Here is a 12,179-nt window from a genome sequence, read left to right on the forward strand (position 1 = left end):
GCCGCGCAGGGCGCCGAGCGGCTGGAGGCGTTGGGTGCACAGCGCGTCGGCCGGTTCGAGGAGGGCGACACCTGGTGGTGGGTGCTCCGCGACCCGGCCGGCAACGAGTTCTGCATCATCGCCGCGCAGGGCGCCGACCGCGAGATCTGACTCAGTCGAGCGCGCCGACGGCGGACAGCCGGTCGTACTGCTCCGGCTCGAGCTGCAGGTCGCGCGCGGCGACGTTCTCCTCCAGGTGCGCCATCGACGACGTGCCGGGGATCGGCACCGTCACCGGCGACCGACGCAGCAGCCAGGCGAGCGCGACCTGCGCGGGTGTCGCGCCGAGGTCACCGGCGATCTCGGCCAGCGTCGCGGCCAGCTCGGGGTGCCTGCCGCCGCCGATCGGCAGGTACGGGATGAACGCGATTCCCTCCCGCTCGCAGTACGTGAGCACGTCCTCGTAACCGCGGTCGGCGAGGTGGTAGCGGTTCTGCACGCTGACCACGGCGACGGTGGCACGCGCTGCCTCGATCTGGTCGACGGTCACGTCGGACAGGCCGACGTGGCGGATCTTCCCGTCCTGCTGGAGCTGGCGCAGCGCGCCCATCTGGTCGTCGATCGGGACCTGCGGGTCGACGCGGTGCAGCTGGAAGAGGTCGAGCCGGTCCAGCCGGAGCCGACGCAGGTTCAGCTCCACCTGCTGGCGGAGGTACTCCGGCCGACCCAGCGGGATCCACTCGCCGGCCGTCGGCCGGCACTGTCCCGCCTTCGTGCCGATCACCAGGCCGTCGGGGTACGGGTGCAGCGCGGCGGCGAGCAGCTCCTCGTTCGCGCCGAGCCCGTAGGAGTCGGCGGTGTCGAGGAAGTCGACGCCGAGCTCCACCGCCCGGCGCGCGATGCGTATCGACTCGGCCGGGTCGGTCGCCGGACCGTAGCCGGTGAGGCGCATGGCGCCGAAGGCGAGCCGGTGCACGGGGAGGTCGCCGCCGAGCAGGAAGGTGGTGTCCGCCATGGGCGCTGGGTCCTCTCTGGAAGGGAACGGCTGCACCAACCCTGTCCGCTGGCGGCACGCGTAGCCAGGAATTTAGGCTGAGCTGAATCGAACCGGGGGACCGATGCTGCTCAGGGTGCCGTTCACCGCGCGGGACGTGGCCAACACGCGCTTCGCCATCTCGTCGCTGTGGGAGGTGGTGGCGAGCGTCCGCATCCTCAAGGCGCCGGGCGAGCATCCGCTGCACCGGCTGTGGTCGAAGCTCGCGCTCGACCAGCTACGCCGGGCGGAGCTGGACTGGACGCTGCTCGCCGAGCTGGTGCCGGTGCCGACGACAGGGATTCCGCGTTCGTCTGTCCGCCGCCGGCCACGTCGGCGCCCGACCTCGGCCTCGAGCTCGCCACCCTGCGTGCGATGCCGGCTGAGCGGGTGCGCACCGACGTCGGGGATCTCGCGGCCGCGGGTGCCGTACGGCTGCCCGACCTCGTCGCCGACCCGGAACGCGGTCTGGCCGAGCTGGTCGAGATGATCGAGGCGTACTGGGAGCTGACCATCGCCCCGCACTGGTCCCGCATCGCGAGCCTGCTGGACGGCGACGTGCTCTACCGGGCGAGGTTGCTCGCCGAGCGCGGTCCCGGTGAGCTGTTCAACGGCCTGGACTCGAATATCACGTGGGACGGCGACACGCTTTACGTCACCCGCAGGCGGGTGCCAAGGCACGCCGAGCTGAACGGGCGCGGGCTGCTGTTGGTGCCTTGGTCTTCACCTACCCGCGGGTGTTCTCCGTGACGTCCGTGGACTGGCAGCCGACGCTGCGATACCCGCCGCGCGGCATCGGCACGCTCTGGGAGCGGCACACGGTGGACGTGCCCGAGGCGTTGGGTGCGCTGGTGGGTAGGTCCCGCGCGCGGCTGTTGACCGAGATGGAGGAGCCGGCGTCCACGCAGGAGCGGGCGCGCCGTACGGGGTTGACTCCCGGGGGCGTCTCGCAGCACCTCAGCACCATGCGGACGGCCGGCCTGGTCACCGCGCACCGCACCGGCAGGTTCGTGCTGTACGCGCGGTCGCGGGTCGCGGAGGCGCTGATCGACGCCGCCACGTCGCGCTGAGCAGAACGCGGGTCTACGCTCACCCGATGGACGGTGCACGGTTCATGAAGGTCTGCCTCGATGCCACCGACCCCCTGCGGACCGGCAGGTTCTGGGCCGACCTGCTCGACTTGGAGCTGCGTCCGTACGACAACGGCGAATGTGGCGTGTTCGGGCCCGACTCGACGTGCGTGCTGTGGCTGAACCGGGTCGACACCGAGAAGCGCGTCAAACACCGGGTGCACCTCGACGTCTACACCAGCAGCCTCGCCGGCCTGGGGGCGCTCGGCGCCGAGGTGCTGGTACCGGCCGGCGACGACCGGGTGTGGACCGTCATGGCCGACACTGAAGGCGGTGAGTTCTGCGCGTTCCTCCGCAGCGAGCTGCCCGTGCGCCGGCTGCACGGCCTGGTCGTTGACAGCGTCGACGCCGCCGCGCAGGCGCGCTGGTGGGCGCGGGTCTTCCACGCCACGGTCCTCGACGACGAGCACGGGTACTCCACGGTGCAGAACGTGCCTGGCATGCCGATCCTCACCATGGACTTCAACCACGTGCCGGAACCGAAGACCGGGAAGAACCGCATCCACTGGGACGTGGCCGTACCGGATACCGAGCTGTTGTTCGATGCCGGTGCGAGCATGGTGCAGCCGCGCCACGGCACCGTCGAGTGGGACGTGCTCGCCGATCCCGAGGGCAACGAGTTCTGCGCGTTCACCAGGCCGCGGTGATCACCCTGGCCACGGGTTCGCGGGGCGGGTCGGCCACGGCTGGAAGCTGCGGTAGAGGTCCCACTCGGGATCGCGTTCCGCGACGACCTGCACCTGGTGGCTCGGCATGGCCGACTTCAGGGCGCGCTGGAAGTCGTCGATCCACTGCTCGTCGCTGGCGTAGAGGACGAACTCGCGCATGCCCGCCGCGGTGATGACCGCGACGAGGGTGCCGCGGTTGCCTGCCATGTCGATCAACAGGTCCTCGAACACGGTCAGCACGTCGCCTTCGACCATCTCCGGCAGGCCATCGGGGTCCGGCTCGTTGAACGGCACGGCGACGCCGATCCTGATGTCGTGCGTGCCGCGGTGGGCGAGCGCAGCGGCACCGGTGTTCAGGCGTACGAGCATCGGGTGACCGCCGTGGTCGCCGTGCAGGAGATTCCAGGTGTCCGGAAGCTGAGCCATGTTGGCGTACTTCTCGTAGACCATCGCCCCATGCTCGCAGAGTTTTCGGCGAACTGGCGGCTACGGGCACCGTGGGTGCGGACGGTCACCGGCGACGCGCCGGGTCACGGTGTCTCGTATCCCAGACACGACTGTGGCGCGGCACTTCCGGGTGGTGGACGTGTGTCGTAGAGATGGCGGTATGGAGACCGTAGCCCTGGGCCCGCAGGCCCTGTCAGAAGCCGAGGTGGTCGCCGTCGCGCGGCACCTGGCGCCCGTCCAGCTGGCACCGAGCGCGCTCGCCGCGATGGCAGAGAGCCGCGCGATCGTCGACAAGCTCGCCGCAGCGAGCACACCGGTGTACGGCGTCTCGACCGGGTTCGGCGCGCTGGCCACCAGGCACATCACCGCCGAGCTGCGTGCCCACCTGCAGCAGAGCCTGATCCGGTCGCACGCCGCGGGCTCCGGGCCAGAGGTGGAACGCGAGGTCGTCCGCGCGCTGATGGTGTTGCGGCTGCGCACGCTCGCCTCTGGCCGTACGGGGATCAGGCCCGAGGTGGCGAACACGCTTGCCGCGTTGCTGAACGCCGCACTGACGCCGGTCGTGCACGAGTACGGCAGCCTCGGCTGCTCCGGCGACCTGGCGCCGCTGGCGCACGTCGCGCTCGCGTTGATGGGTGAGGGCGACGTCCACACGGCCGACGGCGAGCGGCTGCTCGCCGCTGCCGCGCTGCCTGCCGCGCGGATCGAGCCGGTGCAGCTGGCGGAGAAGGAGGGGCTCGCGCTCGTCAACGGCACCGACGGCATGCTCGGCCAGCTGTGCCTGGCCAACCACGACCTCGACCACCTGCTGAAGACCGCGGACCTGACGGCCGCGATGAGCGTCGAGGCGCTGCTCGGCACCGACCGGGTGTTCGCGGCCGACCTGCAGGCACTGCGCCCGCACCCGGGGCAGGCCGCCGCGGCGGCGAACATGCGGCGGCTGCTCGACGGGTCGGCCATCGTCGCGTCGCACCGGGGTCCAGAGGACACCCGTGTGCAGGACGCGTACTCGCTGCGCTGTGCACCGCAGGTGGCGGGCGCGGGCCGCGACACCCTGGCGCACGCGCGCCGGGTCGCGGCGGGCGAGCTGGACAGTGCGATCGACAACCCCGTGGTGCTCCCCGACGGCCGGGTGGAGTCGAACGGCAACTTCCACGGCGCACCCGTCGGCTACGTGCTCGACTTCCTCGCCATCGCCGTGGCCGATCTCGCCAGCATCGCGGAGCGCCGTACCGACCGGATGCTCGACGTGGCCCGCAGCCACGGCCTGCCGGCGTTCCTCGCCGACGACCCGGGCGTGGACTCCGGGCACATGATCGCGCAGTACACGCAGGCGGCGATCGTTTCGGAGCTGAAGCGGCTCGCCGCGCCGGCGAGCGTGGACTCCATCCCGTCCAGTGCGATGCAGGAGGACCACGTCTCCATGGGCTGGTCCGCGGCCCGCAAGCTGCGCCGTGCCTTGGACGGGCTGACCAGGGTGCTCGCCATCGAGCTGCTCACCGCCGCTAGGGCGCTGGACCTGCGCGCCCCGCTGGCTCCCGCCCCGGCCACGGCCGCGGTCCGCGACCGGCTGCGCGACGTCGTCCCCGGCCCTGGCGCCGATAGGTTCCTCGCCGCGGAGATCGACGCGGCGGTGTCGCTGGTGGCCGACGGCGACCTGGTGGCCGCCGCGGAACGGGTCACCGGGCCGTTGGACTGACCGGCGACGCGGCAGCGCGTACCGCGGCCGGCCGCCAGGTGTACTCGAGCGCCGGCAGCTCGAACCCGGCGGAGAACTGTTCTACGAGGCGGTCGGTGACCTCGCCGCCGCAGCGCTCGTAGAAGGCGACCGCGGGCGCGTTGTCGTCCAGCACCTGCAGGTAGACCGGCTTGTCCGGATGGTTCGCCGCCGTCCACGCGAACACCTGGCCCACCAACTGTCGCCCGATGCCAGAGCGCCTGCGGTCGGGGTGCGCGTGCAGGTTGTCGACCAGCACCCGGCCGTCCGACTGCGGGCCGGTGAGGAAGCTGCCAGGCATGATCCCCGCGTACGCGGTCTGCCAGCTGTGCGTGTGCAACGCGGCGACGCCTGCGGCGTCGGCACCAGAACCCGTGCGGAGCTGCATACCGCCGAGCTTGCCATGGCGGTCGGGGCTAGCCTGAACGCATGTCGGCGACACGGCTGCTGGTGCTTGGTGTCGTGCGCGTGTACGGGTGCGCGCACGGCTACCTGGTGCGCAACGACCTGGTGTCGTGGGGCGCCGAGGAGTGGGCGAACGTCAAGTGGGGCTCGATCTACCACGCGCTGCGGCAGATGGCCAAGGAAGGACTGCTCGAGGCGAGCGACGGCCCGAACTGGCGCGTCGACTACACCATCACCGACCAGGGCGAGGCGACGTTCGAACGGCTGCTGCGCGACGCCCTGCGCGAGCCGAGCACCCGCCGCGACCTGCTCACCGCCGGCCTCGCGTTCATCACCGCGCTGCCCCGTGCGGAGGCCGTCACGCTGCTGGAGGAACGGCTGAAGGGCCTCCAGGACGAGGTCGACGCCGCCGCGCACCTCGACACCGCAGCCGGCGCCGGCGACGGCCCGTCGCATCTCCCTGAGCTGTTCGGCCTGTGGGCGCACTCGGTCAACAGCAGCATCGAGTGGACCAGCGGCCTCATCGACCGACTGACCGCCGGCGAGTACGTGATGGCCGACGACGACCCGAAGGCGTTCGGCACCCTACGCAGCCGCACCTCCCCGGCCCGCACCGGTCCGATCCGCCAGTGGTGCCCCACCGACCCGCCCGCGAAGTCCTGACCTAGGTAACTGCTCGAAGCGCCTCGTCTAGCTCGTCGATGTACGTCTGGGCATATTCCGCCTCTGCACGGGTCAGACCGCCGGGGTAGTCGCGAACGTTGCGGAACTCCTCCAGGGTCCTGTTGTCCTCGAGCCAGGCCGCCAGCCGAGGTAGCCGCTACCGCCGAGGATGGTCAGGGCGCCGACAGCGATCGCGCCGTTCCACCACCGATGAGGCCGAACCGGACGATGCCGGCTCCCACGATGAAGAACTCTTTTACATCGTCAGACGCTGCGGCGGCACTGCCGAGCTGCAGGGCGGAGCTCCTTCAGCTCGTGGCCGATGTCGTAGTCGGGGTTCAGCCAGTGCTGCGGCAGGAGTCGGAGCCAGAGCTGCTGCGGCCGTCCAGCTGGCGTTCACACTGAACACTGGGCGGGAGTTGACGATACGGTCCAGTGAACGACGCGAGTTGCCGTTCGGCATCCTCGAGCTCCGACTTGGCGTTGAGCATGGCCTGTCCGAGGCCGGACATTGCCAGTTTCGCCGCACGCATCTGGATCTTGCAGACTCGCAGTGCTGTCGAGTTCGACTGCATCACGGCCGGCGCAACGGGTTGTCCTTCGCCGGACCAGGCGTCCCCATCCGCGCGTTGCGGGTACTCAAACTTGAATATCCGCACTGGAACGAGTTAAAGTCGCTTGCCCAAATTTGAGTACAAGTTTGAGTATGGAGTCGCCAGTGATCCACGCCGAAGGGCTGACCAGGCACTTCCGGGTGAAGAAACAGACCGTCGAGGCCGTACGCGGCATCGACCTGACCGTCGAGGAGGGCGAGCTCGTCGCGTTCCTCGGCCCCAATGGCGCAGGCAAGACCACCACGTTGCGGATGTTGACCACCCTGCTCGCGCCGACGGCTGGCCAGGCGTTGGTCGCCGGCCACGACGTCGCGAAGGAGCCCGACCGGGTGCGGCACCGGATCGGGTACGTCGGACAGGGCAACGGCGCGGGTCACAGCCAGCGGGTGCGCGACGAGCTGGTCACCCAGGGCCGCTGCTACGGGATGGCGAGCGCCGACGCCGGGGCACGCGCCGACCGGCTGCTGGACTCGCTCGACCTCGCCCCGCTCGCGAAACGGACGGTGCAGACGCTCTCCGGCGGGCAGCGCCGCAGGCTGGACGTCGCCATGGGGCTGATGCACCGGCCGCCACTGATGTTCTTCGCCGAGCCGTCGACCGGGCTGGACCCGCACAACCGGGCGAACCTGTGGGAGCACATCGAACGACTCAGGGCGGAGGCCGGCACGACGATCCTGCTCACCACGCACTACCTCGAGGAGGCCGACGCCAAGGCCGAACGGGTCATCGTGATCGACCACGGCAGCCTCATCGCGGACGGCAGCTCGGCCGAGCTGAAGGCGAAGCTCGCCGACGACCGCATCACCGTGGGCGCGGCCGACGAGGTCGCGGCCAAGCAGGTCGCGGACGTCGCGGAGCGGTTGGCGGCACCCGGTGCGGTGACCGTGGCGGGTAGCACGGTGCGGTTACGCGTAGACCGCGGTGAGGTGTTGCTGCCCGCACTGGTGCGCGCGCTCGACGAGGCGGGCGTGCCACCGGTCAGCGTCGAGCTGGACCACCCCACGCTCGACGACGTGTTCCTCGCCCTCACCGGGCGGAGCCTGCGCGAGGAGGACGCCGATGCGTAACCCGTCCATGAAGCTCGTCACCGACACCGGGATCGTGCTCATGCGCGAGCTGCGGCCGGCGTGGCGCGACCCGTTCTCGATCCTGTTCAGCATGGTGCAGCCGCTGATCTTCCTGGCGCTGTTCGGCCCGCTGCTGGCCCGGACCTCCGAACTGCCGGGCGCGTCACTGTGGCAGTGGTTCGTGCCCGGCATCCTCGTCATGGTCGCCCTGTTCGCGACGTCCATGACCGGGTCGAACCTGCTGTACGAGATGCAGACCGGCTCGCACGAGCGGCTCACGGTCACTCCGTTGAGCCGGTCGTCGCTGTTGATCGGCCGCGCGCTGAAGGAGATGGTGCCGCTCGTCGTGCAGGCGGTGCTGATCGTCCTCGCGGTGATCCCGTTCGGGTTCGAGCTGCACCTGGTCGGTGCGTTGCTCGGGCTGGTGCTGCTCGCGGTGCTCGGCGTCGGGCTCGGCGCACTGTCGTACTCGCTGGCGCTGGCCGTGCGGAACCAGGAGTGGATGTTCTGGATGGTGCAGCAGACGGTGGTGTTCCCGTTGCTGATCCTGTCCGGGATGATGCTGCCGCTCGACCGCGCGCCCGGCTGGATGCTCGCGGCGGCGAAGGTGAACCCATTGACCTACCTGGTGGACGCCGAACGTGTGCTGTTCGCCGGCGAGGTCGCGAACACCGTGGTGCTGCAGGGCGCCGTAGCGGTACTCGTGGTCGCGGCGATCGGCCTGTTGGTCGGCACCAGAACCATGCGGCGGGTGACGGCCTGACGGCCGGTCAGTCGTCCGTCAGGCCGACCACGACTGGTGCCGGCCGTTGGCGCTCGGCGCTCCGGGGACGTCGCCGAAGGTGGCCTCGTCCTCGGTGCTGCCGTCGAGGCGCTTGACGACGACGTGGCTCGGCTCGCTCCTGGCGGCCTGGAAGACGGCTTCGTCGACCGCGACTTCCTTGCTCTGGACTGCCAGGAAGTCCTCGCCGTTGCGCTTGATCTGCCAGTCGGTCCCGGTCGGTATGACCACGAACTCGTTACGTGTCAGTGCCACGGTCCCCCCTTCGTTGAGGCCGGTCCCTCGCAGTGCCTGGACGGGCACGGTAGCGGGCACCGTGACCGGTCAAGCAGCTGGGCCGGGCAGAGCGGGGCATCTCCCCCAGGGACCCAGGTCAAGTGGCTCCGGGCAGCCTGCACGTCGTCACGACGTGCCGCAAATCCCAGCGGCCGGGCTGCGACGCTTCGTAGCCCGCGGGCCGGGATCGGCGGCCCCGGTTGCCCAGAATGCTCGCGCTCGTACCACTTTTCGTTGGCCAGAACGATCGCAGAGCGCTACGACGAGGCGAGCACCTCCAGCGGGCCCTCATCGGACGTCGGCGGCTCGAAGCTGTCGAAGTAGCCGGCGGCGACCTCCTCCGGCAGCCGGACGGCGTCCGCACCGTCGCCCGCACGTTCCCGGACCCGGCGAAGCACCACCTCGCGCGGCGTCGCCAGGTAGACGACGGTCGGCGTGACGCCGTACGGCTGCAGGAGTCTGCGGTACTCGTCGCGCATCCGACGGGTGCCGAAGGAGTAGTCGAGAACCACGTCGATCCCGTCCGACACCAGGGCGAGCAACCGGTGGCGGAGGTGGCTCTCGATCGCGCGGCGACGTCGTCAGACAACGGCTGCTCCCGGTAGCCCCGCACCCAGGCTCCCGCGTCGATGGAGAGGCGTACGTAGCCCTGTCCCTCGAGGCGCGCGGCGACGGTCGACTTGCCGGATCCGGCCGGCCCGCACATGAAGACCACCCGAGAGTCCGAGCGGGCTTGGTCGTCACACCCGTCGAGCCAGCTTGCCAGGTTCGTGTGCTCGTCGGTGTTCAACGAGGGCATCGTGCGGTCGGACATCGTCCGAACCTAGCGGCATTGACGGGTGAGACTCTTCGTAACCCCACCCCTCGGATCGGGCAGGTGAAGTGCCCGGATTGATAGCGCTCGCACCAGTTGTCAGCCGGCTCGCGGTCGCTGAGCGCAACCTCCGGGGAAATCCGGGACTGTGGGCGTACTGGCAGGCGTGCCGGGTTGCGGCCGGTGCGATCCTGGCGGTTAGCGTTTCCGCAGTACACCGACCGCGGGTGGTCCGCACCCGCCGTACGAAAGCCCTCGAAGACGCTCCCATGAGCAGTCATGGTGTCGCCACGGTGCGTCTGCGAAAGGAGGTACCCACGTGATGGCCACCCAACAATGGCCCGATGTCCGATCCGAGGTACGGCAACACCGAAGAGCTCACGTACGTGCAGCCGCAGGAATCACGGCGGAGGCGACAGATGCGTGACGACTACTACGACCGCGACGAGCCACCACGCCGGCGGAACGACGATCGCGACCGAGCTTCACGCGCGCGGACGGTCCGCCTCACGATGGCGATCGCGACGATTCTCACCAGCGTCTTCGCGGCCATCCTCGCGTTGCAGATCGTGTTCGCGCTGCTGGACGCCAACGAGGCCAACCCGCTCGTGATGGTGGTCTCCGACCTCGCCTACACGCTTGCGTGGTTCTTCCACGACCTGTTCACCCCCGAGTGGCCCAGACTTCGCATCCTGCTCAACTACGGCCTCGCCGCGCTCTTCTGGCTCGGCATCGGCCAGGGGATCTCGGTCCTGGTACGCAGTCTCCGCTAACACCCGAGGCCACGCACCAGCACCGGTAGCAGCACGCCGTCTCGCACACGCTAGGGGAACGGCGAGGCGGCAACACACGCCACCGCTACCGGGAACCTGGGGCGCCGGGGCAGCAGCCATCGTGGCGAGAGCCTCGGCGTCCCAGCATGTCTCGGATCATGCTTGGATCTCGACGGCGACGTCGAGATGACTGACGTGGTCGTCCCACCGGCTCAAGGCACGCTGCGCCGCCTCCTCCACGACAGCACGCTCGTAGCGATCGCCGGCGAAACGCCGTACGTCCTCGAGACTGTCGAAGAAGGTGACGGACATGAACATCACCTCGTCGCCGTCTTCGCGTAACAGCCGTGCACCGCGGAACCCAGTGACCCGCCGAAGATGCTCAGCGACATCGGTTTCATAGTGGTTCTGGTAGTCGTCCGCCATGGCGGACGATGCCCATCCTCGCCAAATCCGTGCGATCACAGCATCGACCTCAATTCGTCAACGAGGACGAGATTACTTGATCCGGTCGAGGGCGATGAGTGTCTGTTCATCGGCAAAGGTGAAGATGCGTTGGCCGACCTGAAGGTCTCGCGGGTGCGTTACGAGCTGGTGTCGGGCTACGGCGAAGGGGTCTGCCGGATGACCTCTGCGCCCTCCTGGCACAGCTGCGGCAACGTGGCGATGGTCGTATCGATGTTGGCATCGGTGGTTCCTGCATCACCATGGACAACCTCGATGCCTGTCAGGTTCGCGGCTGTGATTCGTCGCCGGGCCTCGTCGACGTTCCGGCGGTCAATTTCGATCAGGCGTGCGCGAATATCGCGGCGCCGCTTCGAATCTACGACTACGCCCACGACATCGTGGCCTTGCCCGGCGCACACACTGACGACCTGGATCCTGTTGCGCGGCACGAGGTCGATCGCGGTCCGGAGCTGATCTTGGACCGTGCGAAGGCGGTCTCGTAGCTGCCCGTCCTCTCGAACCCCTCGTGCCGCCGAGCGAGCATCGGTGCCACGCGCGGTGGCTGATCGGCCGAGGAACGTGCCGGTAGCATCGGCGTGCAGATCAGGGTTAGACCATGCGCTCGACGGCTTCCTTGGCCTCTTTCAGGTCAGCATCCTTGATCTCGCGATACACCTTGATCGCGTTGATCTTCTTCCCGGCCCGAGCAAGGGCGGCGACCTGTTTCAACTCCGGGTCGACCTCACTGAGATCCAGGTGATCAAGGATCAGATCGATTTTGTGCTCAACTCGGGCGATTCTGCGGTCGGTACTCTTGATCCTGCTGTTGACCCCTCCGATGCTCACCAGGACGATCACAGCGACAAGGATGAAGGCCAGTGTCTCGACGGTCTGTGAGGTCTCCATACTCGGTGAGCCTAGGCATTGAACGCTGTAGCCACCACTCCTCCCCCCGATCCCGCCACTGGTTGCGTCGACGAGCTGCATACCGATGCCGTTGTGGTCCGTTAGCGGGATCGAGGGTTCAGGGGGTGACAGCGCCTGGAACTACCCCCGTTGCCGCGCCGGTCATGGCTGATGACCATGAACTCATCGGCGTTCCTTTTGATGGATGGGGGCGGTTGGGTCACGAGGCCTTGGCGGCGAGAGTGTTGCGTGATGCTGGCGTGGTTGAGGTTTTTGGTGCGCATCCGGTGGTGTTGGGTGATGATGATTTGGTGTTGCCTGGTCCGGGCGCCGGCCGCGGGTTGAGGATTTCACTGGTCGATGAGGCGGCGCTGTTTGCCATGGTCGGGGCCCTTGGGGTCACGTGTTCCGGGGCGGTAGCTGGTGGCCGTTTCTGTTTCCGTTGGTCTATGGCGGTGA

At 69.0% G+C, this 12,179-nt stretch carries 13 protein-coding genes and 2 pseudogenes; 8 read left to right on the forward strand and 7 right to left on the reverse strand.

The genetic code is table 11. The annotated features are described in order from the left end of the window. Nucleotides 1-151: 151 nt before the first annotated feature. Nucleotides 152-994 carry an oxidoreductase gene (locus tag GEV07_28940; protein ID MQA06560.1) on the reverse strand — a complete coding sequence of 281 codons (843 nt, stop codon included), beginning with the start codon at nucleotides 992-994 and terminating at the stop codon, nucleotides 152-154. Nucleotides 995-1,097: 103 nt separating this feature from the next. Between GEV07_28940 and GEV07_28945 the strand changes: the two are divergent. Further along, a pseudogene (locus tag GEV07_28945) lies at nucleotides 1,098-2,082 on the forward strand (ArsR family transcriptional regulator). Between the two features lie 26 nt (nucleotides 2,083-2,108). Further along, nucleotides 2,109-2,789 carry a hypothetical protein gene (locus GEV07_28950; protein ID MQA06561.1) on the forward strand — a complete coding sequence of 227 codons (681 nt, stop codon included), beginning with the start codon at nucleotides 2,109-2,111 and terminating at the stop codon, nucleotides 2,787-2,789. Here GEV07_28950 and GEV07_28955 read toward each other — a convergent pair whose 3' ends face one another. Continuing rightward, the gene (locus tag GEV07_28955) at nucleotides 2,790-3,260 is read right to left on the reverse strand and encodes a DUF695 domain-containing protein (GenBank protein MQA06562.1); all 471 of its coding nucleotides are present in this window, start codon (nucleotides 3,258-3,260) and stop codon (nucleotides 2,790-2,792) included. Nucleotides 3,261-3,417: 157 nt separating this feature from the next. On the opposite strand from GEV07_28955, the gene hutH reads away from it, so the two are divergent. Next, the gene (hutH, locus tag GEV07_28960; protein MQA06563.1) at nucleotides 3,418-4,956 is read left to right on the forward strand and encodes a histidine ammonia-lyase; all 1,539 of its coding nucleotides are present in this window, start codon (nucleotides 3,418-3,420) and stop codon (nucleotides 4,954-4,956) included. Here hutH and GEV07_28965 read toward each other — a convergent pair. Beyond that, nucleotides 4,937-5,362 carry a GNAT family N-acetyltransferase gene (locus GEV07_28965; GenBank protein ID MQA06564.1) on the reverse strand — a complete coding sequence of 142 codons (426 nt, stop codon included), beginning with the start codon at nucleotides 5,360-5,362 and terminating at the stop codon, nucleotides 4,937-4,939. The genes hutH and GEV07_28965 overlap by 20 nt on opposite strands. A gap of 41 nt (nucleotides 5,363-5,403) precedes the next feature. Here GEV07_28965 and GEV07_28970 point away from each other — a divergent pair, with 41 nt between their 5' ends. The 3 genes from GEV07_28970 to GEV07_28980 all read left to right on the forward strand — a co-directional run bounded on the left by GEV07_28970 (nucleotide 5,404) and on the right by GEV07_28980 (nucleotide 8,486). After that, nucleotides 5,404-6,042 carry a PadR family transcriptional regulator gene (locus GEV07_28970; GenBank protein MQA06565.1) on the forward strand — a complete coding sequence of 213 codons (639 nt, stop codon included), beginning with the start codon at nucleotides 5,404-5,406 and terminating at the stop codon, nucleotides 6,040-6,042. A gap of 718 nt (nucleotides 6,043-6,760) precedes the next feature. After that, on the forward strand, nucleotides 6,761-7,723 hold the full coding sequence (locus GEV07_28975; GenBank protein MQA06566.1) for an ATP-binding cassette domain-containing protein: 963 nt from the start codon (nucleotides 6,761-6,763) through the stop codon (nucleotides 7,721-7,723). A gap of 7 nt (nucleotides 7,724-7,730) precedes the next feature. Then, the gene (locus tag GEV07_28980) at nucleotides 7,731-8,486 is read left to right on the forward strand and encodes an ABC transporter permease (protein ID MQA06567.1); all 756 of its coding nucleotides are present in this window, start codon (nucleotides 7,731-7,733) and stop codon (nucleotides 8,484-8,486) included. 18 nt (nucleotides 8,487-8,504) lie between these two features. Here the strand turns inward: GEV07_28980 and GEV07_28985 are convergent, their stop codons facing one another. Then, complete coding sequence (locus tag GEV07_28985; GenBank protein MQA06568.1) at nucleotides 8,505-8,819, reverse strand: DUF2188 domain-containing protein; 315 nt, start codon at nucleotides 8,817-8,819, stop codon at nucleotides 8,505-8,507. Nucleotides 8,820-9,037: 218 nt separating this feature from the next. Next, nucleotides 9,038-9,486 (reverse strand): annotated as a pseudogene (locus GEV07_28990) (AAA family ATPase). A gap of 620 nt (nucleotides 9,487-10,106) precedes the next feature. Here GEV07_28990 and GEV07_28995 point away from each other — a divergent pair. Then, nucleotides 10,107-10,367, forward strand: coding sequence for a hypothetical protein (locus GEV07_28995; protein ID MQA06569.1), 261 nt, complete (start codon nucleotides 10,107-10,109; stop codon nucleotides 10,365-10,367). Between the two features lie 156 nt (nucleotides 10,368-10,523). On the opposite strand, the gene GEV07_29000 is transcribed toward GEV07_28995, so the two are convergent. Further along, on the reverse strand, nucleotides 10,524-10,832 hold the full coding sequence (locus GEV07_29000; GenBank protein ID MQA06570.1) for an antibiotic biosynthesis monooxygenase: 309 nt from the start codon (nucleotides 10,830-10,832) through the stop codon (nucleotides 10,524-10,526). A 242-nt stretch (nucleotides 10,833-11,074) separates the two neighbouring features. Here GEV07_29000 and GEV07_29005 point away from each other — a divergent pair, with 242 nt between their 5' ends. Next, complete coding sequence (locus tag GEV07_29005; protein MQA06571.1) at nucleotides 11,075-11,317, forward strand: hypothetical protein; 243 nt, start codon at nucleotides 11,075-11,077, stop codon at nucleotides 11,315-11,317. 106 nt (nucleotides 11,318-11,423) lie between these two features. Here GEV07_29005 and GEV07_29010 read toward each other — a convergent pair whose 3' ends face one another. Beyond that, complete coding sequence (locus tag GEV07_29010; GenBank protein MQA06572.1) at nucleotides 11,424-11,720, reverse strand: hypothetical protein; 297 nt, start codon at nucleotides 11,718-11,720, stop codon at nucleotides 11,424-11,426. Between the last annotated feature and the right edge of the window lie 459 nt (nucleotides 11,721-12,179).

This window comes from Streptosporangiales bacterium (assembly GCA_009379825.1).
In the GTDB taxonomy this organism is placed as follows: Bacteria; Actinomycetota; Actinomycetes; order Streptosporangiales; family WHST01; genus WHST01.